Origin of the sequence: Arcanobacterium phocisimile (genome assembly GCF_016904675.1) — a bacterium.
Classification (GTDB): Bacteria; Actinomycetota; Actinomycetes; order Actinomycetales; family Actinomycetaceae; genus Arcanobacterium; species Arcanobacterium phocisimile.
The window spans coordinates 1,042,272-1,061,353 of record NZ_CP070228.1 but is presented as its reverse complement, the minus strand read 5'-3'; the positions used below and the strand labels follow the sequence as shown (position 1 = coordinate 1,061,353).

General features: G+C 50.0%; 20 protein-coding genes and 1 tRNA gene. 15 read left to right on the top strand and 6 right to left on the bottom strand.

What is annotated here, in order from left to right; genetic code table 11:
* Positions 1-3: 3 nt before the first annotated feature.
* Positions 4-1,263 (bottom strand): glucose-1-phosphate adenylyltransferase, encoded by a 1,260-nt coding sequence (locus JTE88_RS04735; RefSeq protein WP_204423054.1) that lies wholly within the window; start codon positions 1,261-1,263, stop codon positions 4-6.
* 185 nt (positions 1,264-1,448) lie between these two features.
* Here JTE88_RS04735 and glgA point away from each other — a divergent pair, with 185 nt between their 5' ends.
* From glgA to JTE88_RS04710, 5 genes are all read left to right on the top strand, one after another.
* On the top strand, positions 1,449-2,672 hold the full coding sequence (gene glgA / locus JTE88_RS04730) for a glycogen synthase (protein WP_204423052.1): 1,224 nt from the start codon (positions 1,449-1,451) through the stop codon (positions 2,670-2,672).
* 39 nt (positions 2,673-2,711) lie between these two features.
* Positions 2,712-3,497, top strand: a complete 786-nt coding sequence (locus JTE88_RS04725) for an ABC transporter ATP-binding protein (protein ID WP_204423050.1) — start codon at positions 2,712-2,714, stop codon at positions 3,495-3,497.
* A gap of 79 nt (positions 3,498-3,576) precedes the next feature.
* A complete protein-coding gene (locus JTE88_RS04720; RefSeq protein ID WP_204423048.1) occupies positions 3,577-3,996 on the top strand; it encodes an NfeD family protein in 420 nt (139 codons plus the stop codon).
* Between the two features lie 25 nt (positions 3,997-4,021).
* The gene (locus JTE88_RS04715; RefSeq protein ID WP_204423047.1) at positions 4,022-5,068 is read left to right on the top strand and encodes an SPFH domain-containing protein; all 1,047 of its coding nucleotides are present in this window, start codon (positions 4,022-4,024) and stop codon (positions 5,066-5,068) included.
* An 84-nt stretch (positions 5,069-5,152) separates the two neighbouring features.
* Positions 5,153-5,998 (top strand): TrmH family RNA methyltransferase, encoded by an 846-nt coding sequence (locus JTE88_RS04710; protein WP_204423046.1) that lies wholly within the window; start codon positions 5,153-5,155, stop codon positions 5,996-5,998.
* A gap of 2 nt (positions 5,999-6,000) precedes the next feature.
* Here JTE88_RS04710 and JTE88_RS04705 read toward each other — a convergent pair whose 3' ends face one another.
* Positions 6,001-6,300: a helix-turn-helix domain-containing protein gene (locus JTE88_RS04705; protein ID WP_204423045.1), complete on the bottom strand. Its 300-nt coding sequence runs from the start codon at positions 6,298-6,300 to the stop codon at positions 6,001-6,003.
* A gap of 132 nt (positions 6,301-6,432) precedes the next feature.
* Positions 6,433-6,909, bottom strand: coding sequence for a tRNA (cytidine(34)-2'-O)-methyltransferase (locus JTE88_RS04700; protein ID WP_204423044.1), 477 nt, complete (start codon positions 6,907-6,909; stop codon positions 6,433-6,435).
* A gap of 85 nt (positions 6,910-6,994) precedes the next feature.
* Between JTE88_RS04700 and JTE88_RS04695 the strand changes: the two genes are divergently transcribed.
* The 5 genes from JTE88_RS04695 to JTE88_RS04675 all read left to right on the top strand — a co-directional run bounded on the left by JTE88_RS04695 (position 6,995) and on the right by JTE88_RS04675 (position 13,429).
* On the top strand, positions 6,995-7,636 hold the full coding sequence (locus JTE88_RS04695) for a hypothetical protein (RefSeq protein ID WP_204423041.1): 642 nt from the start codon (positions 6,995-6,997) through the stop codon (positions 7,634-7,636).
* Complete coding sequence (locus JTE88_RS04690; RefSeq protein ID WP_204423040.1) at positions 7,633-9,186, top strand: Y-family DNA polymerase; 1,554 nt, start codon at positions 7,633-7,635, stop codon at positions 9,184-9,186. The genes JTE88_RS04695 and JTE88_RS04690 overlap by 4 nt, the downstream gene beginning before the upstream one ends.
* On the top strand, positions 9,183-12,347 hold the full coding sequence (locus JTE88_RS04685; RefSeq protein WP_204423039.1) for an error-prone DNA polymerase: 3,165 nt from the start codon (positions 9,183-9,185) through the stop codon (positions 12,345-12,347). The genes JTE88_RS04690 and JTE88_RS04685 overlap by 4 nt, the downstream gene beginning before the upstream one ends.
* A 69-nt stretch (positions 12,348-12,416) precedes the next feature.
* Positions 12,417-12,875 carry a hypothetical protein gene (locus JTE88_RS04680; RefSeq protein ID WP_204423038.1) on the top strand — a complete coding sequence of 153 codons (459 nt, stop codon included), beginning with the start codon at positions 12,417-12,419 and terminating at the stop codon, positions 12,873-12,875.
* Complete coding sequence (locus JTE88_RS04675; RefSeq protein WP_204423037.1) at positions 12,875-13,429, top strand: hypothetical protein; 555 nt, start codon at positions 12,875-12,877, stop codon at positions 13,427-13,429. Before JTE88_RS04680 ends, JTE88_RS04675 begins: the two co-directional genes overlap by 1 nt.
* Before the next feature lie 115 nt (positions 13,430-13,544).
* On the opposite strand, the gene JTE88_RS04670 is transcribed toward JTE88_RS04675, so the two are convergent.
* Positions 13,545-14,018, bottom strand: coding sequence for a pyrophosphohydrolase domain-containing protein (locus JTE88_RS04670; RefSeq protein ID WP_204423036.1), 474 nt, complete (start codon positions 14,016-14,018; stop codon positions 13,545-13,547).
* Positions 14,019-14,190: 172 nt separating this feature from the next.
* Here JTE88_RS04670 and JTE88_RS04665 point away from each other — a divergent pair.
* From JTE88_RS04665 to JTE88_RS04655, 3 genes are all read left to right on the top strand, one after another.
* Positions 14,191-14,275 (top strand) — tRNA-Leu (locus JTE88_RS04665).
* A gap of 99 nt (positions 14,276-14,374) precedes the next feature.
* Positions 14,375-15,271, top strand: a complete 897-nt coding sequence (locus JTE88_RS04660; RefSeq protein ID WP_204423035.1) for a shikimate dehydrogenase family protein — start codon at positions 14,375-14,377, stop codon at positions 15,269-15,271.
* Between the two features lie 37 nt (positions 15,272-15,308).
* A complete protein-coding gene (locus JTE88_RS04655) occupies positions 15,309-15,656 on the top strand; it encodes a DNA primase (RefSeq protein WP_204423034.1) in 348 nt (115 codons plus the stop codon).
* Between the two features lie 72 nt (positions 15,657-15,728).
* On the opposite strand, the gene JTE88_RS04650 is transcribed toward JTE88_RS04655, so the two are convergent.
* Complete coding sequence (locus tag JTE88_RS04650) at positions 15,729-16,670, bottom strand: aldo/keto reductase (RefSeq protein WP_204423033.1); 942 nt, start codon at positions 16,668-16,670, stop codon at positions 15,729-15,731.
* A 46-nt stretch (positions 16,671-16,716) separates the two neighbouring features.
* Between JTE88_RS04650 and JTE88_RS04645 the strand changes: the two genes are divergently transcribed.
* Complete coding sequence (locus tag JTE88_RS04645) at positions 16,717-17,559, top strand: undecaprenyl-diphosphate phosphatase (RefSeq protein WP_204423031.1); 843 nt, start codon at positions 16,717-16,719, stop codon at positions 17,557-17,559.
* 11 nt (positions 17,560-17,570) lie between these two features.
* A complete protein-coding gene (locus tag JTE88_RS04640; protein WP_204423030.1) occupies positions 17,571-18,236 on the top strand; it encodes an HAD family hydrolase in 666 nt (221 codons plus the stop codon).
* Here the strand turns inward: JTE88_RS04640 and JTE88_RS04635 are convergent.
* Positions 18,169-19,044, bottom strand: a complete 876-nt coding sequence (locus JTE88_RS04635; protein WP_204423028.1) for a RecB family exonuclease — start codon at positions 19,042-19,044, stop codon at positions 18,169-18,171. The genes JTE88_RS04640 and JTE88_RS04635 overlap by 68 nt on opposite strands.
* Between the last annotated feature and the right edge of the window lie 38 nt (positions 19,045-19,082).

The following is a 19,082-nucleotide window of genomic DNA, read 5'->3' as shown; positions in this document are numbered from 1 at the left end:
TTTCTATTCGCGTGTGATGTGGACGCCCTTTGGCACTACGACAATTCCGCCTTCAGACACCCAACAGCCGCGCGCTTTATCATGTTCGTGATCAATACCGATCTGTGCGCCTTCGTCGATCTTGACATACTTGTCAACTATCGCGCGGACAACAGTGGCGTTACGACCGACGTTCACACCGTCGAAGAGTACCGAATCACGTACAGAAGACCACGAGTTGACGCGCACATGCGGCGAGAGCACCGAGGCGATGACCTCACCACCAGAGATAATGACTCCGGGGGAGATAATCGAATCGAGTGCATGCCCGAGACGCTCATGGTGACCATAAACGAACTTTGCTGGTGGTAGACCGGTGTAGCCGGTGTAAAGCGGCCAATCGGTATTATATAGATTGAAAATTGGGCTAATCGAGATGAGATCTTGATTAGCTTCATGGAACATATCAATGGTACCGACGTCACGCCAATAGTTGCGATCACGGTCAGAGGACCCTGGAATTTCGTTGTATGTGAAATCGTAGACTCCGCAATCTCCTTGGGAGACAAACATTGGAACAATATCGCCACCCATGTCATGGGTAGATTCGGCATTAGAAGCGTCAGCATACAAAGCTTCAACTAACGCATCAGCAGAAAATACGTAATTTCCCATAGAAGCAAGGAATTCATTCGGCGAATCTGGCAAGCCATCTACTCGGTCAGGCTTTTCAAGGAATTGGCGTACTTTTGTGGAATCTTCAGGATCAGTATCAATGACGCCAAACGACGAACATAAGTCGAGTGGTTGACGCAGGCCAGCAATGGTCAAACCACGACCAGACTCGATATGTTGTTCAACCATCTGGGAGAAATCCATCCGGTAGATGTTATCAGCACCGGTTATCACAACGTAATCGGGACGTTCGTCGTCGAGAATATTGAGTGACTGGAACACGGCATCCGCTGAACCAGAGAACCAACTTTTTCCCACACGCTGCTGTGCTGGGACTGGTGCGATGTAGTTATCAAGCAGAGTCGACATACGCCAAGTTTGGGAAATATGGCGGTCGAGGGAGTGAGACTTGTACTGGGTGAGTACCACGACTTTGAGGTACCCGGAGTTCACCAGGTTTGACAGAGAAAAATCGATTAGACGGTAAATTCCGCCGAACGGAACTGCTGGCTTTGCACGATCTTGTGTCAGTGGCATGAGGCGTTTTCCTTCGCCACCGGCAAGAACGATTGCGAGGACGCGTGGTTTTGATCGCTTTGGTCTATACATGGTTATAACCATATCTAAATTTCGGTAACTGCGGGGCAATTTTGTGCAATTACCTTCCATGAATTTTTTAGTTTTGTGCAACGATATTTTAGTGCGGATAAAAAATAAAGTTAGCGAGTATCTTCCGCGCTTAAAATTCTATTTCACGCTATTGTTAGGAGAGTAGTAAAGCGAAAGGAAAACCCATGCGTGTAGATCTACTAACCCGCGAATTCCCGCCCCATATTTACGGCGGCGCAGGAGTCCATGTTGCGGAATTGTCGAAAGTCTTAGCCACACATGCCGATGTGTACGTTCACGCTTTTGACGGTCCTCGGGCTGCTGGAGAGTATGATCCGATCACGGTTTCTGGCTACGATTACTTACCGGAACTTCACGGGTACAACAGTGCATTAACAACTTTGGGCATTGATCTTGCTATGGCCGGTAATGTTGCTGGAACAGATATCGTTCACTCGCACACGTGGTATGCGAATATGGCCGGACACTGGGCAGGGCTACTTCACGGAGTCCCTCATGTTATTTCGGCACACTCGTTAGAGCCACTGCGCCCGTGGAAGCGAGAACAACTTGGTGGTGGTTATAACGTCTCGTCATGGGCAGAAAAAACTGCCTATGAAGGTGCCGATGGAATTATCGCCGTCTCGCATGCCATGCGCAAAGACATCATCTCTTGTTATCCAGATCTTGATCCGGAAAAAGTCCAGGTGATTCATAACGGTATTGATCTGCAAGCCTGGCAAGCACCGCAAACTGATGAAGAGCGTGATGAAGCACGCGAATACATGGCGTCGTATGGACTAGATCCTGATAAGCCGACGATTATCTTCGTGGGGCGTATTACTCGGCAAAAGGGAGTTCCTGGCTTGTTACGCGCCTTACAATATGTGTCGGCTGACGTCCAGGTCATTTTGTGTGCAGGTGCTCCAGATACGCCAGAAATTTTGGCTGAAACTCGTCAACTCGTTGAAGATCTACAGGCTTCTCGTTCGGGAATCGTTTGGATTGATGAGCATCTTCCGCGTATCCAGATCCAGCAGTTACTCGCATGCTCGACGACGTTCGTCACGCCATCTATTTACGAACCGCTCGGTATCGTCAACCTTGAAGCTATGGCTATGGGCTTGCCAGTCGTTGGCACAAACACTGGTGGTATCCCAGATTGTATCGATGACGGCGTTACTGGAACTTTGGTGCCAATCGAGCAGATGGATGACGGTACGGGGACTCCGTTAGATCCTGATACGTTTGAACGCGATCTGGGAACTGCATTGGCTCAAATGGTCTCCGATCCGGTTAAAGCGCACCAGATGGGTCTAGCTGGACGCAAACGCACTGAAGAGCTTTTTTCGTGGGAGTCCATCGCTGTGAAAACGATGGCGTTCTATAACGAGATTTTGGCTCGTTGATCCAGCTACTTAATACCGAACAAGACTAAAGTGAGAATTATGAGTGATGTGCTAAAGGTAAATAACGTTTCGGTTGCCCGCGAACAGGCCTCAATCTTGACCGATGTGACATGGCAAGTGGATGAAGGACAGCACTGGGTGGTGCTCGGGCCAAACGGCGCCGGAAAGACGACGCTTGTTTCTCTCATCTCTGGCTGGTCGATGCCCACCTCTGGCAGCGTATCAATTATTGGCGAGACGACGAGCGATACGGACTTACGCGAACTGAAATCGATGGTTGGCGTATCGTCTGCTGGTGTGGATGCGCGTATCTCTGGGCGTGAAAAAGTGCTCGACGTAGTTCGTACCGCTACCTACGGGCGCAGCGCTACGTGGACTGAAGAGTATGACGACGAAGATACTAATCGTGCCCGTGGCTTGCTTGCTTCATTAGGTGTTGATTCACTCGCAGAGCGGACGTTTGCGCGGATTTCTTCCGGTGAGCGCAAGCGTGTTGGTATTGCTCGGGCACTGATGCCTGATCCGGAACTTCTTATCCTTGACGAGCCGCTGGCTGGTTTGGATTTTGGTGGCCGCGAGCAGCTTATTTCTACTTTAGAAGATTTAGCTCGCGCGCCGTATGCACCGGTGATGGTTATGGTGACCCATCATGTCGAAGAAATCCCGCAGGGCTTTACGCATGCATTACTCATCAAAGATGGGCGTGTTTTTGCCTCCGGTGAGATTGATTCGGTTATGACCGAGGGGAACATTTCCCAGTTGTTTGGGGTGCCTACGAAACTTTCCAACGTAGACGGACGTTACTTTGCTACCGCACGCCGATAACACTATCTTCAAAAACTATTGGTGCCAGCGGCCGGTATTGATAGACTTAACTAATTAGCCGTCCGAAGAAAGGACAAATATGGCTTGGGGAATTTGGGCGATTATCCTCGTGGTTTTGTTGATCCTAGAAATGCTGACTGTGGATTTCACGTTCACCATGGTTGCCGGTGGCGCTCTAGTTGCTGCTATTAGCTCGGCTCTGGGGGCGAATCTCGTCGTTCAGGTCATTGCCTTTGTTATAGTTTCTGCTCTCTTACTTGTAGTGGTGCGCCCGTGGATGCGCAAACACATCAACAATTCATCGCATGGCGAATCAAACGTCTATGCTCTCACCGGCCAATATGCAACTGCTATCACGGCTCTTGACGAATCCAGCGGCCAAGTGAAAATCGGTGGCGATACATGGAGCGCAGTCAGTGTTGCAGGTCCCATCAAAGCCGGCGAAAAAGTAGTTATTACCGCGGTGCAAGGCGCGCATGTCGTCGTTGCTCCCGCATAAAATTTAGGTGAAAGGGGAGATAATAATGGAACCAGCAGCAGTTTCTTCCATCATTCTTCTGGCCGTGCTCGCATTATTGGTCGTCTTCATTTTCGTGGCGATTTGGCGCGCTGTCATTCAAGTTCATCAAGGATACACAGTCATTATCGAGCGGCTCGGAAAGTATCACAAAACGCTCCAACCCGGTCTGCATTTTCTTGTGCCGTTTGTCGATTCGGTGCGTCAACGCATTGATATGCGTGAGCAAGTCGTTCCATTCCCGCCACAGCCAGTCATTACTTCCGACAACATTGTGGTGAGCATCGATACGGTTATCTACTACCAAGTCACGCAGCCAGAAGCTGCGACCTATGAAATTGCCAACCCTATGGCGGCAATCGAACAGCTAGCAGTCACTACCTTGCGTAATATCATCGGTTCGATGGATATGGAGCAGGCACTTACCGGTCGCGATCGAATCAATAGCCAGCTTCGCGGCGTTCTCGACGAAGCAACTGGACGGTGGGGAATTCGTGTTTCGCGGGTCGAACTCAAGGCTATTGATCCACCGACGACCGTCCAATCAGCAATGGAACAGCAGATGAAGGCGGAGCGTGACCGTCGTGCTGCAATTTTGACCGCTGAAGGTATCAAGCAGTCCGCAATTTTGACGGCGGAAGGTGAAAAACAGTCACAAATTTTGCGAGCTGAAGGTCAAGCCCAGGCGGCAATTCTTGAAGCACAAGGCGAATCTCGAGCTATTCTTCAAGTTTTTGATGCTATTCACCGTGGTAACGCTGATCCGAAGTTGCTTTCCTATGAGTACTTGAAGATGCTTCCGCAAATCGCCGAATCGTCGTCGTCGAAGTTGTGGATTGTCCCAACCGAACTTACGGCTGCACTTAATGCGGTAACCGCTGGATTCAACGGAAAGAGTGAGGGCGACGTCGAAGTTGATTTCAGCGGTCTTGACGATGGCGAATTTGCGGCCTCGTTGGCTGAAACTAACCTGCAAAACATTGATGAGGCGTTAGCTGATGCTAAAGGTGAAGCTAGCCGTGCGACCGAAGTAGCTGAAGAATCCAGTAAGTAACTGCCGGGCTCAAACGCTCTTTGTCAACTTTGAGGCTCCCCACCGCATACTGATTGTGGTGGGGAGTCTTGTAGACTTAAGGCTGTGATTATTGAGCTTGATTCGTTAGATGATTCCCGGTTGGTCGATTACACTTCGTTAACAGATGTTGCGTTGCGTAAAAGCCTCGAAGCTGAACGTGGGTTATATATGGCCGAGGGTGATAAGGTCATCGCACGTGCGGTTAACGCCGGGCACACTCCACGATCGTTTATTATGTCCAAGCGTTGGCTTGAACCACTCCAGCCCATTATTGAACAAGCTACCGGAAATTCCGACGGTGGGGACGTTCCGGTCTATGTTGCTAGCGAAGAACTCATTGAGGAGCTCACGGGTTTCCACGTGCATCGTGGCGCCTTAGCAGCAATGAATCGCCCGCATTTGCCTGAACTTGAGTCTTTTATCGGTTCGCATAGTTCTGCGCGACGTATTGTTGTATTAGAAAATCTGGTCAATCACACAAATGTGGGGGCGGTGTTCCGCTCGATGGCAGCTCTCGGTTTCGATGCGGTGCTCTTGACTGATTCGGCGTCTGATCCGCTCTACCGCCGTGCTGTGCGTGTCTCAATGGGGACAGTTTTCCAAGTGCCGTGGACACGTATCGAAAACTGGCCACGTTCCATGCAGGTGCTGAAAGATAACGGCTGGATAACTGCGTCATTGGCGTTGCGAAACGATGCGCTCACGCTCGATGAATTTGCGCAGCTACCCGAGGTCAATGCTCCGGATTCCAAAGTGGCACTCATTTTAGGAACCGAAGGTGATGGCCTGAGTAACGCCACGATTGCCCATTCTGACCATGCGGTTGTTATCCCGATGGCCGGCGAAGTTGATTCACTTAATGTTGCTGCTGCAGGTGCGGTTGCCGCGTGGGAACTCCGACTTCGCTGATATTAGAATATTTCTTCGTGTTTTTTAGCTTCGGCATAGGCCGCTAGGGCATCTCGAAGCAGTACTTCGACAGGAATCTCTAGTGCATCAGCGAGTTTGAGCAGGGTGCTCAATTTCGGGTTCAGTGGTGAATTGCGTTTGCGGTCTGAGCGCCCGTATTCCATTTGCTGGTAGTGCTCGCGGTTGATCTGCGCTTTATAAGCCACTTCTTCCTGAGTCATGCCAAGTTCTTTACGGCGTTTAGCAAGAGTCTTGCCGAGAATTGTTCCTAAAATACGTTCTGCATATGAATGTTCAGTCATGCCTCAAGCATTGAGGCATAACCGGCAAAAGTCTGCGGGGTATGCCCGGCGTGTGAGTATTATTGCTGACACCATTTTGTCGACGCACTTTACTGGTAGAAGCACCAACTTCCTATCAGTGGGATCGTTAACTTATGAGATGTTAGCGGCAGAGCTAAATCCGAGTTGGCGCCACGCCTCATAAACAGCAATCGAGGCAGAATTGGCGAGGTTTAGCGAGCGGCGCCCTGGTAGCATCGGGATGCGCAAATGCTTGGTGAGGTATGGGTCGTTGAGGATCTCGTCAGGTAAACCGGTAGGTTCGGTACCAAACAGCAGCACATCGCCGTCGTGATAGCGTTCGTCTGCATAGCAATTTTCGGTGTGTGAGGTGAATGCGAATACGCGGCAATCATCTCCGAAATAGGCTTTTGCAGCTTCCCAGTTGGGGTGGATGACGACGTCGGCAAGGTCGTGATAGTCCAATCCTGCGCGGCGTAGGTGGGCATCGTCGAAATTAAATGCTAACGGCTCAATTAAATGAAGGCGGGCGCCCGTGCAAGCAGCGAGGCGGATAGCGTTGCCGGTGTTTCCTGGAATTTTTGGTTCATGAAAGACAAAATTTAACACCTCTTAAGAGTAGCGCAAAAACGTCACTGGTTTTATGTGGGAGCTCTCCGCTAGGATATCGAACATACGTTCGAAAGGAGGGGGAATGGCTAACCGATTAGCGCTAGCACGTGATGTGTTGAAACAAGCAGAGGTTCGTACTGGGGTACGTTCAGTCCCAACCTACGAGCATGATGAATCGGCCTACCTGGTTCCTGCCTATCTTTCTGAAGTATTTCCCTATGGGATCGCCCGCGGAAGCGTTATCGAGGTCTCGGGTTCATTAGCGATATGTATGTTACTAGCAGGAGTTATTGCTCAACATGGTGGCTGGGTTGCGCACGTTGGTATCCCCGAATGGAGTTGGGATGTTGCGCACGCAAGTGGAATTCGCGAGGAAAAATGTGTTGCTATCACAGATGCGCAACATGAACTGATGGCAGTGCTCTCAAGTTTGATTGACGGATACGCTGTTGTGATTGTGCCAAGTTCACTTGTGCCTGCCAAATATCAGCGAACCCTAGAGCGTAAAGCTCGAACACGTGGATGCGTGCTTGTCAGCTGGGGATCGTGGCAGGCAAGTGCGCGATCTATTCGGGCTTCGATACATGAGATCCGCGGACGTGTTCTGCATCAGTCACCCCAGCTTACCGAAATTGGGCCAATTTCTAGCATCAACTACAAAATTACGTCACATACTGGGAGTTCGTATGTGAATTTTTCTGGCGAAGGGTGGTTACAAGCATGATGTATGGTGCAGTATGGATCCCGCAATGGGATATTGCAGTGGCACTGCACGAACAAAAAGATCCATTCACAGCCCTGGCAGTTGTGCGTAATCAGAAAGTTATTGCAGTCAATTATGCGGCTGAACAATACGGTGTACATACCGGAATGCTTAGCCATAAGGCAGCTAATCAACCAGCAGTAGCTGTGGTTGCCGAAAATACTTCACTGAGTAAGCGATTAAGCGAAGAACTATGCGAAATTGTCAAACAATATGTTGTTCACTGTTCACTATTAAAGCCGGGAGTCGTTGTTTTTCCATGTTCTGCTAGTGGTGATTTTTCTGTGTTAGCAGAACAACTCATTGGCGATATTGCGACGATAGACTTTGAAGCACATATCGGGTTCGCACCGGGAGTTTTCGCGGCAGTTGCAGCTAGTTGGCAAGATAAAATAAGTCAACGTACAGCAGATGTTATCGATCACTTACCACTAGAGCGGATTGTGCAGTCCTATTTTTCGCATGAAAAGTATCAGCGCATGCAGGAGTTTGTGGAACTGGCTTTGCTGTTAGGACACACCCAGCTAGGCGATCTTCGGAAAATTCCTCGCCGTAGCTTCGTTACTCGTTTTGGTAAAACCGGTGTCGAGATTCTGCAGTTATTAGACGGCGAGGATCCGTGCCCGCCATACTTTCGTCCGGCAGAAAGCGAAACTATTTCCCGAGTATTAGATACGCCCATCTCACACCTAGATCATATTGCGTTCTTGGGGCAGTCCCTCGCCTATGAGATGGCAGAAAAGCTCATTTATCGAAACGTTCTTGCAGATGACTTACTTGTGCGGATTATGCTCAGTGATGGCCAAGAAAAAGAACATGTGTGGTCGATGGGAGATACCGACATTAAGGGTATATCTCAGCGTATACGTTGGCAATTATCTGCCTGGTTGCGGCAACTGCAGAGCGCAGATATATCAACCGATGAAGAAGATCTGGGAATTAGCGAGATAGTTCTTACCGCTTATCATCTGCGCCCCTCGGGTGTGGCTCAAGAGACGCTATGGGGTGAGGCAGGCGAAGCCTATCGTGATGCACACCGTGCAATTGACCGGGTCCGAAGTTTATTAGGCGATGATGCCGTGCGAGGTGGTGTATATGTGGGCGGAAGATATCCTCGGCAAGCCTATAAAACGCAACAGGGGGGAGGGAAAATAGCTACTGCACGCCAACAAGAATGGGCTGGGCAGTTACCCCGGCCATGGCCTTCTCGAATACTTGAAAAACCCGAAAAGATCGTGTGCATATGCAGATGTGGAGCACAGTGCCTGGTGAGCAAGGAGGGCCTTGTGGTGTGTAGTGCAAGATGCGGTACAGCGCAGTTTTTTAATGTGCAATATCAACAATGTTTTTATCCAGTGCGCAAAGTTGCTGGTCCTTGGTTTCATACCGAAGGGTGGTGGAATAATGCGCACCGGCATTATCGAGCATGGATGCAATGTGTGTGCGACGGTATTGCGTTTTTAATTTTTCGTGAAGAAAACCAATGGTGGCTAGAAGGGATCTATGAATGAGTGCGTACGCTGAACTCCACGTACATTCGACGTACTCCTTCCTCACCGGAGCTTCCCAGCCTGAAGAACTTGTTAAGCGTGCGTCCGAACTGGGATTATCAGCATTGGCTTTAACAGATTTTGACGGATTTCCAGGAGTCGTTCGCTTCACCCGTGCGGCACGCGATTACGCTATACCCGCAGTTATTGGATCAGAACTGCGGATGAATCACGATAATTCGCAGTTGCTTATTTTGGCTAAGAATCCAGGAGGATATCAGCAGCTATCACACGAAATCGGTAAGGCTCTACTAGCTTCCGGTAAAAAGGGAGAAGCGCACTACGATATGGATTCATTAGCCGCTGCCAGTGCTGATGCATGGTATGTAGTCACTGGAGGGCATCGCAGTCATGTGCGCAAGGCGTTGGAGCAGGTAAGTGGAACGTGGGCATCTGATAGCGCTTATAGCTCGCTATGCGAACTGATTGACCGTTTCGGAAAAACGAACGTCGTTATAGAGTTATCTGCGTATGGTGACCCTTATGATCGCGAGCGCCGCGCCGTCTTAAAATCAGTGGCGGATCGGGCCGGGATTAGGTGCATCGCTACTGGCGATGTGCATATGGCAACTGAGGCAGATAAACCGCTTGCCGATGTGCTTTTTGCGACGTCACACAACACGACTCTCGAAGATGCCCGTGCGATGTTACCGCTGTGGCCAGCTGTGTTGCAGTCTGCTGAACAGATGACTATTTTACATAGGGACTATCCGCAGGCGGTTGCTTATGCGGCGCAGATAGGCGATGAGTGTGCCTTTGATTTTGAGTTAATTGCTCCGCGTCTTCCGCCGTTTGATGTGCCAGCTGGATATAGCGAAGAAACTTGGCTACGTGAGCTAGTGTATCGCGGTGCTCGGTCTCGTTATGGCGAGGTAAAGCAAGCTCCAGATGCGTGGAAACTGATTGACCATGAACTAGATGTCATCAATAGTCTGGGGTTCGCTGGCTATTTTCTTATCGTTGACGAGATTGTGTCTTTTTGTAAGCGGGAGGGGATTTGGTGCCAGGGGCGTGGCTCGGCTGCGAATTCGGCTGTGTGCTTTGCGTTGGGAATAACTGCGGTAGATGCGGTGCGGCACAAAATGCTCTTTGAACGCTTTCTTTCGCCTGATAGGAAAGAGCCACCTGATATTGATCTGGATATTGAATCCGGGCAGCGCGAGCGGGTTATTCAACATATTTATCAGCGCTATGGGCGCACGAAAGCTGCTCAGGTGGCCAATGTTATTACCTATCGTTCGCGTTCTGCGGTTCGTGATAGCGCTCGGGCGTTTGGGTATCGGCCCGAGGAGATCAATGCATGGGTGGAACGTAAAGACCGCGGGAAAAGCAAAGACGATATTCCGCTCACCGTGATGAATATCGCGGATCGATTGCGGCATTTGCCGCGACATTTGGGTATTCATTCTGGGGGAATGGTCTTATGTGATCGTCCGGTAATTGATGTATGTCCGGTGGAGTGGGCGAGTAAAGCAGGTCGCACTGTCCTGCAATGGGATAAGGAAGATTGCGCGGATGCGGGGTTAGTGAAATTTGATTTGCTGGGTTTAGGGATGCTGACCGCTTTGCGGATAGCATTTACACATATCCAAGAAAAAGGAATATTGGGTTTTGACGGTAAGCCAATAGGGTTACACAATATTGCGCAGGATGATTCACGAGTCTATGACTTGTTATGTGCTGCTGACACAGTTGGTGTTTTTCAGGTTGAATCACGTGCACAAATGGCAACGCTTCCGCGACTTCGGCCGCGTACCTTTTACGACATCGTTATCGAAGTCGCACTTGTGCGTCCAGGGCCGATTCAAGGTGGGAGCGTTCATCCCTATATTTCTCGACGGCGAGGGCGTGAAGCAGTGACCTATGCGCATCCGCTACTGAAACCAGCACTAGAAAAAACCCTCGGGGTGCCACTTTTTCAAGAACAACTGATGCGTATCGCTATCGATACTGCCGGATTTACACCGGCTCAGGCAGACCAGTTGCGTAAGGCGATGAGTTCGAAGCGTAGTCATGAACGTGTGGCACAATTGCGTGAAGAACTCATTAACGGGATGCGTCAGCGGGGGATTGATGCCAGTACTGCTGAGGAAATCTTTCACAAACTCGATGCGTTTGCAGATTTCGGTTTTCCAGAATCGCATGCGTTTTCTTTCGCCTATCTTGTCTATGCGAGTGCGTGGTTAAAAGTCCATTATCCGGAACATTTTTATGCGGCGTTATTGTGTTCGCAGCCTATGGGATTTTATTCTCCGCAATCACTGATTGCGGACGCACGACTTCATGGGATCCATATCTTGCCAGTCGATGTTACAGCGTCGGATGTTACGACATCGGTACAAGAATATTTTGGAGATGACAAGGTAAAAGATAATGATCGGATGCAGTTTGTTGACCGGCATCCAGATACTGCTATCCGGTTGGGTCTAGATTATATTTCCGGATTAGGGTCAGCCGTTGAACGTATTTATCGCGCGCGAAGTGAAAAGCCTTTTGTGTCTGTTGCTGACCTAGCTCAGCGTGCTCACTTATCGGCAAAGCAGATGCACATATTGTCAGTTGCTGGAGCGCTGGCAGGATTAGGAGTCACTCGTCGGGAAGGGATATGGACTGCGCAACAACTTGGAGTGGATTACACTCCGGCAAGCCAGTGGTATCAGCCCACTATTTTGGGAACTGAAATTGGTGTCCAGGCTGAAGGTATCACTGAAATGACTCCGTTTGAGGCTCATCAGGCGGATCTGCGCATGACGGGAATTACGCCATTTAATCATCCGGTGGAGTTTATTCGTCCGCAGTTTAACGATAAGAGAATATTGACGATCGAGCAGGCGTTTGACGAGCCGGTAGGTAAGCGGATCAAAATCGCAGGCTGTATTACTCACCGACAACGTCCGCGTACAGCTCAAGGGGTAACTTTCTTATCTTTAGAAGATGAGACTGGGATGATGAATATTGTGTGCTCGGCAGGGATGTGGAAGCATTTTCGTCAGGCAACCCAAAACAATGTCGCAGTAGTTCGCGGTGTTATCGAAAAACATGACGGAGCAGTCAATTTTATTGCTGATGGAATTGAGCGTGTAGAACATTCTCTCCGGCTTCCATCTCGCGATTTTCGGTAAAAATTTACCAGATCGCAATACCAATCTGGAAGCCCGATACGATAGCATTGGGGCAGAAAGGTGGAAGAAATGGGCAAATTTAGAAGTCTTATTCGTCTTGCAGCAGTAGTCGGGCCAACAGCGATTAAACTAGTACAAACCTATGGTCCGCAGATTCGGCAACTAATTCACGAAAATCCGCAGTACCTGCAAATCTTTAAGGGAAGATTGTCGCTGTTGAGCGCAGGTAGCGGTCGAGCCGTGAAACAACTTTCCGAGCGAGTAAGCGTGCTAAGAGAACAGACTGCATATCTTTATGGAGCTGCAAATAGTGCGGAGATGGCACAGCAAGCAGCGCGGTGGCGTGATGAACTCGAAAGTATTGCGAAAGTGCTTCCGGTTCTCAACCAGCTTGAGCGCGCGGAAAAGAAAAAGATGCGGAAAAACATTGATAAGCATGTCGATGAATTAGCAGCAAAGATAGTCCAAGCAACACTCGAAGACGATATCGAAGATGCTGAGATTGTTACTGAAGAAGGCAACAACTGATGACTACACCGGTATCTATCGATTCTTCTCGGCCTCAACTCCAGTCTGTTCCAGGGCTGGTTGTGTACAGTGCAGTCGTAGGCATCTTGGGTGGCTTGAGTGCGCTGGTTGGTTTATTCCTGCCGTTTCTTTCAGTAAGTAACGATTCTCTTGTGACCACAACTGGCGATAGCATCGAGGGGTCATACTTTGCTACCCACCTCGTTAATATGGCTGCGATGGGTTGGGTGTTAGTGGCAGTGAGTATCACGGTGATAATACTCGCCGGACTGCTATTTCTGGGATGGAAAAACGATGAGTATATAGCTCTCATTATGGCAGCAATCCTCGCAGGAGGATCCTACGCCATTGTTTTTGTTGCCGTCTATCATTATGACCACAATATTCAGCACGCTTACGAGCTCGGAGCAGGAGTTGGAGCCGGGTTCGGAATGATTGCTACTGGAGCAACACTGATCACGTTGTCCGGAATCAGTGTGTTCGTTGCGGGAATGCGCCAAAAGAAAGCTGCAATCCGCAGGGAGCAACCCGTAACTATGCCTGTTGAACAGTAGCGGTGGTTGAAGGGAAAAGCTGATATTCTTCAACCGATAACTTCATTGTCAACCGCGTGGGGGCAGTTCATTTTGAACTACCCCCACGCGGCATTTCTATGTCAAAGATTTGTTACTACTCAGAGTCCAACCCAAGAACACGAGCTATATCTGGTTGGAAGAAATTCGGGCCTTTTAACACCTTTCCATCTTCACGATAAATAGGCTCACCGTTAGCATCGAGCTTTGAAAGATTAGATGCATGAATTTCTTCCAGCACGTCAGTTAGTGGTATTCCGAGCTCAAGAGCCATTCCGTAGATGACATAGACGAGATCACCGAGGGCATCGGCAACTTCAATAGTGTCGCGTGTGTGATCATCGTGTGTGCGGGATTCTTCCCACGCCTCTTCGATGATGGAACGTGACTTTGCTCCATAAACAGCACCGACGAGTTCAGCAAACTCTTCAGCCACTAATCCTAAACGCATATGAACGCGTTCCCGGTCAGAATTTGGCTTGTCATCGCACACTGGTAGCCGATAAACGCTATGGAACTGACGAACTAATTCTTCAGGATTGCTGGCATCTGGAATGGATTCAATACTCATGTATCCAGACTATACGCCTGATAAAACTATTGTATTGTTACCTGCAAAGAATGATCGTATTCCAGATCACACTAAAATAGCTTATGATAATTTGGCATACGGGTGCTCGAGGTGATAAATTTTTATCCGTTGCTTGAAGCGATACTTCGACGAAGTAGAGTTTCAACCACCTGCGCGGGTGGCGGAATAGGCAGACGCGCTAGCTTGAGGTGCTAGTCCACGTATAGTGGGTGGGGGTTCAAGTCCCCCTCCGCGCACAGGTAAATCCCGTTTGAGATATCAAACGGGATTTTCTTATATCTACCAGCTACTATCGCCCGGTATACCACCGAGCGCTTTCGGTATGGAGTGGTCATATGCGTTTTGATGTCAGTCAACACTCGCACTACCGCTACGGGCTCATTGGCTCGCCTATCGCGCATTCACTCTCCCCAGCAATCCATCATGCGTCTTTTGAACGGTTAGGGATTGATGCGAGCTATGAATTGCTCCCAACTGAAAAATTCGAACTTCAGGACCGGTTAACGCAAAGCGAAGCTGCTGGTTTTACGGGTTTGAACGTTACAATGCCGTTGAAGCGTGCGATTGTTCCGTTGATGGACGAGCTCACTTCTAGTGCGCGCCTAGCGCAGTCAGTCAATACTGTTTTATTCCGGGACGGTAAACGAATAGGGCATTCTACCGACGGCCCGGGCATGCTCCGCCCCTTGTGCCAGCTTGGTAACGACCTTACCTCTATGAAGATCGTTATTTTGGGTACTGGCGGTGCCGGGGCAGCGGTGACTATTGCTGCTATGGAGTCTGGAGTATCACACGTCTGGCTTCTGAACCGTCTAGGGAGGGGCTTGGCGCGCGGACATCAGCTTTCTTCACGCTTGTCGGTTATGAAACCGGCATATGCTCAGTCTTTGGTTGTAGCACCGCTCGATTACGAACCGCTAACTGAAGCGATTGTTCGGAGTGCGGATGTGGTGGTCAATTGTACGTCGTTGGGGATGGCGCCTGATTACGCGGATCGATCGCCGGTGCCACAAGAATGGTTATCTTCTCACCATACGATTATGGACGCGGTTTATTCGCCGATTGAGACTCGCCTGCTTGAGATGGGGCGCAGGGCGGGTGCAGAGACGATTTCTGGTGTGAGTATGTTGGTTGCCCAGGGTCTGCTTGCTGAAGAATTTTGGTTGGATTGCAAACTCACAGGGGAGCACTGGCGATTTATTGAGACCGGTTTCCCGGATTTTCTCGCTTAGGGTTTGTTATTTGCTTGAACCGCGATAGTCTTGTGTCATGGCTACTGATCCGCGTCTCGCATACGAAAAATTACGCTACGCTCTTGAAGAGTTTCACAGTGCTGCACTGACTTATCAAGATCCTGATGCACCGGAGTTGTTGCGTCGTTCGCAGCAACTTGCTGATGCGTATATTGTCTATGATGATTCGCTTTTCACGCACTACGGCATTGAAGCTCCTTTTGATACTTTCGAGGACGAAGAAGATCTTGAAGAAGATCTTGAAGAAGAATACGACGACGATGAGTTCGATGAGGATTTTGACGACGACGATTTCGACGATGATGAAGACGACGAATTCTTAGACGATGATGACTTCGATGACGATGACGAGGAAGAGTTGTGACAACCTCGCGGTGTTGTCGTAACGCATTGTGGCGTTACCACAACGTCTAGTTCGTAGAAAACGGCTCTAGAGTTACGCAGTTACCTCATCAAGTACGTCTGATACTTGGCCTGGCAGCGGGGTGAGATCGAGGGCAAGTAGCTGATCAAACTGGGCTGCAGTACGAGCACCTGAAAGTAGGCTAGCAACATGTGGACGGCCAAGCAACCACGCCAATGACACATCAGACGGTGTGCGTCCCAAGCCGTCCGCAGCCTTAACAACTGCTTCAACCAGCCGGCGTGAATCGGAATCAAGATAGCGATCTACTGTTGCTGACAGGTGTTCGGTTGCAGCTCGCGATGTTGCCGGAATAGTACTGCGATACTTGCCGGTGAGTACTCCGCCCGCCAACGGTGACTGAGCGATGATGCCAAGCCCAAATGTGTCCGCGACGGCGGTCACGTCGTCGTCGATCGTACGGTTAAGGAGTGAATAATCAGCGTTGACGCTGGTGAGTTCTGGTAGATGCATATCGGTTAAGTATTGGCTTATCCGCGCAATTTCCCACGCTGGATGGTTCGCAAGTCCAAGGTATCGGGCTTTGCCTGAGGTTACCAGGGCTGCGAGAGTGTCGACGAGTTCATGGAACGGTACGTCATTATCCGGGGCGGCAAGCGAGACAATTTCTACGTGGTCGGTTCCCAGATCGAGCAATAGTTGATCGAGTGCGGAAATAAGCCCAGACCGTGAGGCATCTTGACAAACCCGGCCGTTCTTGACACCTAAGCCGAGATGTACCGAGATTGTCATCTCCTCACGGCGTACACCGCCAGAAAGTATCTTGCCCAAAACACCAACTGCGAGGCCCTCGCCGTACAGCGGCGAAATATCGATGAGATTGCCGCCGGCGTCAATAAGTGCTTGAGTCATACGGGCAGCATCGTCATATTCGGTGTCACGCCCCCACGTAAGAGTTCCGAGCCCGATATGACCGACACGCAGACCAGATGTACCAACCTTGTTATTCTTCACATGTGTCAGCCTAATAGACTTCTGCGGCGAGCGGTACTCTTGACACGTGGGTATTTTTGAAGCAATTATTTTAGGCATCGTGCAAGGCTTGACTGAGTTCTTGCCAATTTCGTCGTCGGCTCACTTGCGTATCGTGGGTGACTTGTTTCCCGGGCTTGGCGATCCAGGGGTTACCTTTACTGCGGTGACGCAGATCGGTACCGAAGCGGCTGTGATTTTGTATTTCTGGAAAGATATTGTGCGGATTATTCATGCCTGGTTCCGTGCGTTACCGTTTGGTCCGTGGAAGAATCAAGTACCGCAAACTGATCCGGATGTGCGCTTGGGATGGATCGTTATATTTGGCACCTTGCCGATCGTTATTCTTGGATTGCTTTTAGAAGATGCGATCGATTCCGTATTCCGCAATATGTTTATTACTGCTGCCATGTTGGCGATTTTTGCGATCTTCCTTGGTATTGCTGACCGCATTTCCACTCGTCGTCTGGCTATTGAACAAATGTCGATTCGCGACGGCGTTGTGCTCGGTTTCGCCCAATCAATGGCACTGATCCCCGGCGTTTCGCGTTCGGGTGGCACGATTACTGTTGGTTTGCTGTTGGGCTATACGCGTTCGGCTGCTGCGCGAGTATCGTTTTTGCTCGCTATCCCGGCAGTTCTAGGATCGGGTTTTTACCGGTTTATTTCGGACGACGGTACGGGACCACAGGTTGCACTTGCGCCGTTGCTTATTGCCACCCTTGTGGCGTTCATTGTTGGCTACGCAGTGATAGTGTGGTTCCTACGCCTTGTTGAGACCATGTCATACATGCCGTTCGTGATTTATCGTTTGATTCTCGCTCTGGCTGTTGTGGTGTTGTTGACCCAGGGTCTGTTAAACGTCTACTAAGGAGTTCACCTATGCCGATTGCCGCCGCACTGTTCGATATGGACGGCACGCTTACTGATTCTGAGATTCTCTGGTTTGAAGCCGAAAAGGCAGTTTTTGCACGCTACGGGAAGCCTTGGAACGACGGCGATCAAAATGATTTGATTGGTCGAGCAATCGAGGATTCTTGCCGGCTGATCATCGAGCGTCTGGATTTGCCGTTGACGATTGATGAGCTTGCACCAATGCTCGTTGCAGAGGTTGTTCATCAGGCGAAGACTCGTGGTATGCCGTGGCGCCCAGGAGCCCGCGAATTGTTAACCGCACTGGCTGAGCAGGGCATTCCGACAGCTTTGGTGACTTCGTCGTTTTCGGAGTTTGCGCAGTTGACGTTGGATGCTGCGCCTGAAGGTACATTGACAGTGTCGGTCACTGGCGATATTTTGCCACCAGGTAAAGGCAAGCCCGATCCGTTCCCGTATCGCCTTGCGGCTGAAAAACTTGGTGTGGATATTAACTCTTGTGTGGCGTTTGAGGATTCGAACCCGGGCGTCCGCTCAGCTCATGCTTCGGGCGCACTCACGATTGCGATCCCGTTCCAGGTACCGATCCCTGATCTCGATAATCTCGTTATTGTTGAGTCGTTGGAAGATCTGTCGGTTGCTGAGCTACATCGGCTGATGGACGTTCGGCAGTAAGCAGAGCTTGTACGCCATCGGTAGACATTTCCGGAGCTACATTGCCAAATGCCGGGCAGATCGAAGAGAAATGGCACCAGTTACACAGCGGTCCCTTTTTAGCTTCGAACTGTCCGGTATCAATTCTTCCGCGAATAGCTGACCACAAATGGTTGAGCTCATTGGTGGTTGCTGCAACGTCTTCCGGCACTGGATCGTAGGTGAGCACACGTTGATCTTTGAGATAGAGTAACTGGGTGCGCTGCGGGATTTTGCCGGTTGAATAGAATAGGGCAGTTGTGTAGAAGCGCATCTGGAAAATCGCGCCATCTTGATAACGCGGTGCTGGAGATTTGCCGGTCTTGTAGTCAATGATACGTACTGCGCCATTAGGTGCAGTATCGATACGATCAATAATTCCGCGGATCGCGAGCCCGGATGGCAACGTGGCGTTCACAAATTCTTCGCGGCCTGAGGGCTGTAAATATTGTGGATTTTCCAGATGGAAATACGACGAGATGAGCGGCCGAGCCGATTCGAGCCAGGCAGACAGCTGCGTGGAATCCGGGAAGAGCTCAAGAGCTGCCGGATTCTTTTCAAGGTGTGCTTCCCACGTCGGAATTAATGCTTCTTGTGCGGTGAGCTCTTGGCGTTGCTCCGCTGGACGATCAAAGAGGTGTTCGAGAACAGCGTGCACAATCGTTCCGCGCAAGGCTTCAATCGAGGGTGGCTCGGGAAGCTTATCGATTACGCGGAATCGAAACTTCAATGGGCACGAACGGAAGTCTGAGGCGCGAGAAGGCGAAAGCGCGGCATGTTTTTTTGACATAGTTTTACTCTACCTTCTCTGTCCCACATGTTTTTGTC

Excerpts from the sequence above, each read along its gene's own strand:
- JTE88_RS04735 (WP_204423054.1), bottom strand. The coding sequence starts at position 1,263 with ATGTATAGACCAAAGCGATCAAAACCACGCGTCCTCGCAATCGTTCTT.
- glgA (WP_204423052.1), top strand. The coding sequence starts at position 1,449 with ATGCGTGTAGATCTACTAACCCGCGAATTCCCGCCCCATATTTACGGC.
- JTE88_RS04725 (WP_204423050.1), top strand. The coding sequence starts at position 2,712 with ATGAGTGATGTGCTAAAGGTAAATAACGTTTCGGTTGCCCGCGAACAG.
- JTE88_RS04720 (WP_204423048.1), top strand. The coding sequence starts at position 3,577 with ATGGCTTGGGGAATTTGGGCGATTATCCTCGTGGTTTTGTTGATCCTA.
- JTE88_RS04715 (WP_204423047.1), top strand. The coding sequence starts at position 4,022 with ATGGAACCAGCAGCAGTTTCTTCCATCATTCTTCTGGCCGTGCTCGCA.
- JTE88_RS04705 (WP_204423045.1), bottom strand. The coding sequence starts at position 6,300 with ATGACTGAACATTCATATGCAGAACGTATTTTAGGAACAATTCTCGGC.
- JTE88_RS04695 (WP_204423041.1), top strand. The coding sequence starts at position 6,995 with ATGGCTAACCGATTAGCGCTAGCACGTGATGTGTTGAAACAAGCAGAG.
- JTE88_RS04690 (WP_204423040.1), top strand. The coding sequence starts at position 7,633 with ATGATGTATGGTGCAGTATGGATCCCGCAATGGGATATTGCAGTGGCA.
- JTE88_RS04685 (WP_204423039.1), top strand. The coding sequence starts at position 9,183 with ATGAGTGCGTACGCTGAACTCCACGTACATTCGACGTACTCCTTCCTC.
- JTE88_RS04680 (WP_204423038.1), top strand. The coding sequence starts at position 12,417 with ATGGGCAAATTTAGAAGTCTTATTCGTCTTGCAGCAGTAGTCGGGCCA.
- JTE88_RS04675 (WP_204423037.1), top strand. The coding sequence starts at position 12,875 with ATGACTACACCGGTATCTATCGATTCTTCTCGGCCTCAACTCCAGTCT.
- JTE88_RS04670 (WP_204423036.1), bottom strand. The coding sequence starts at position 14,018 with ATGAGTATTGAATCCATTCCAGATGCCAGCAATCCTGAAGAATTAGTT.
- JTE88_RS04660 (WP_204423035.1), top strand. The coding sequence starts at position 14,375 with ATGCGTTTTGATGTCAGTCAACACTCGCACTACCGCTACGGGCTCATT.
- JTE88_RS04655 (WP_204423034.1), top strand. The coding sequence starts at position 15,309 with ATGGCTACTGATCCGCGTCTCGCATACGAAAAATTACGCTACGCTCTT.
- JTE88_RS04640 (WP_204423030.1), top strand. The coding sequence starts at position 17,571 with ATGCCGATTGCCGCCGCACTGTTCGATATGGACGGCACGCTTACTGAT.
- JTE88_RS04635 (WP_204423028.1), bottom strand. The coding sequence starts at position 19,044 with ATGTCAAAAAAACATGCCGCGCTTTCGCCTTCTCGCGCCTCAGACTTC.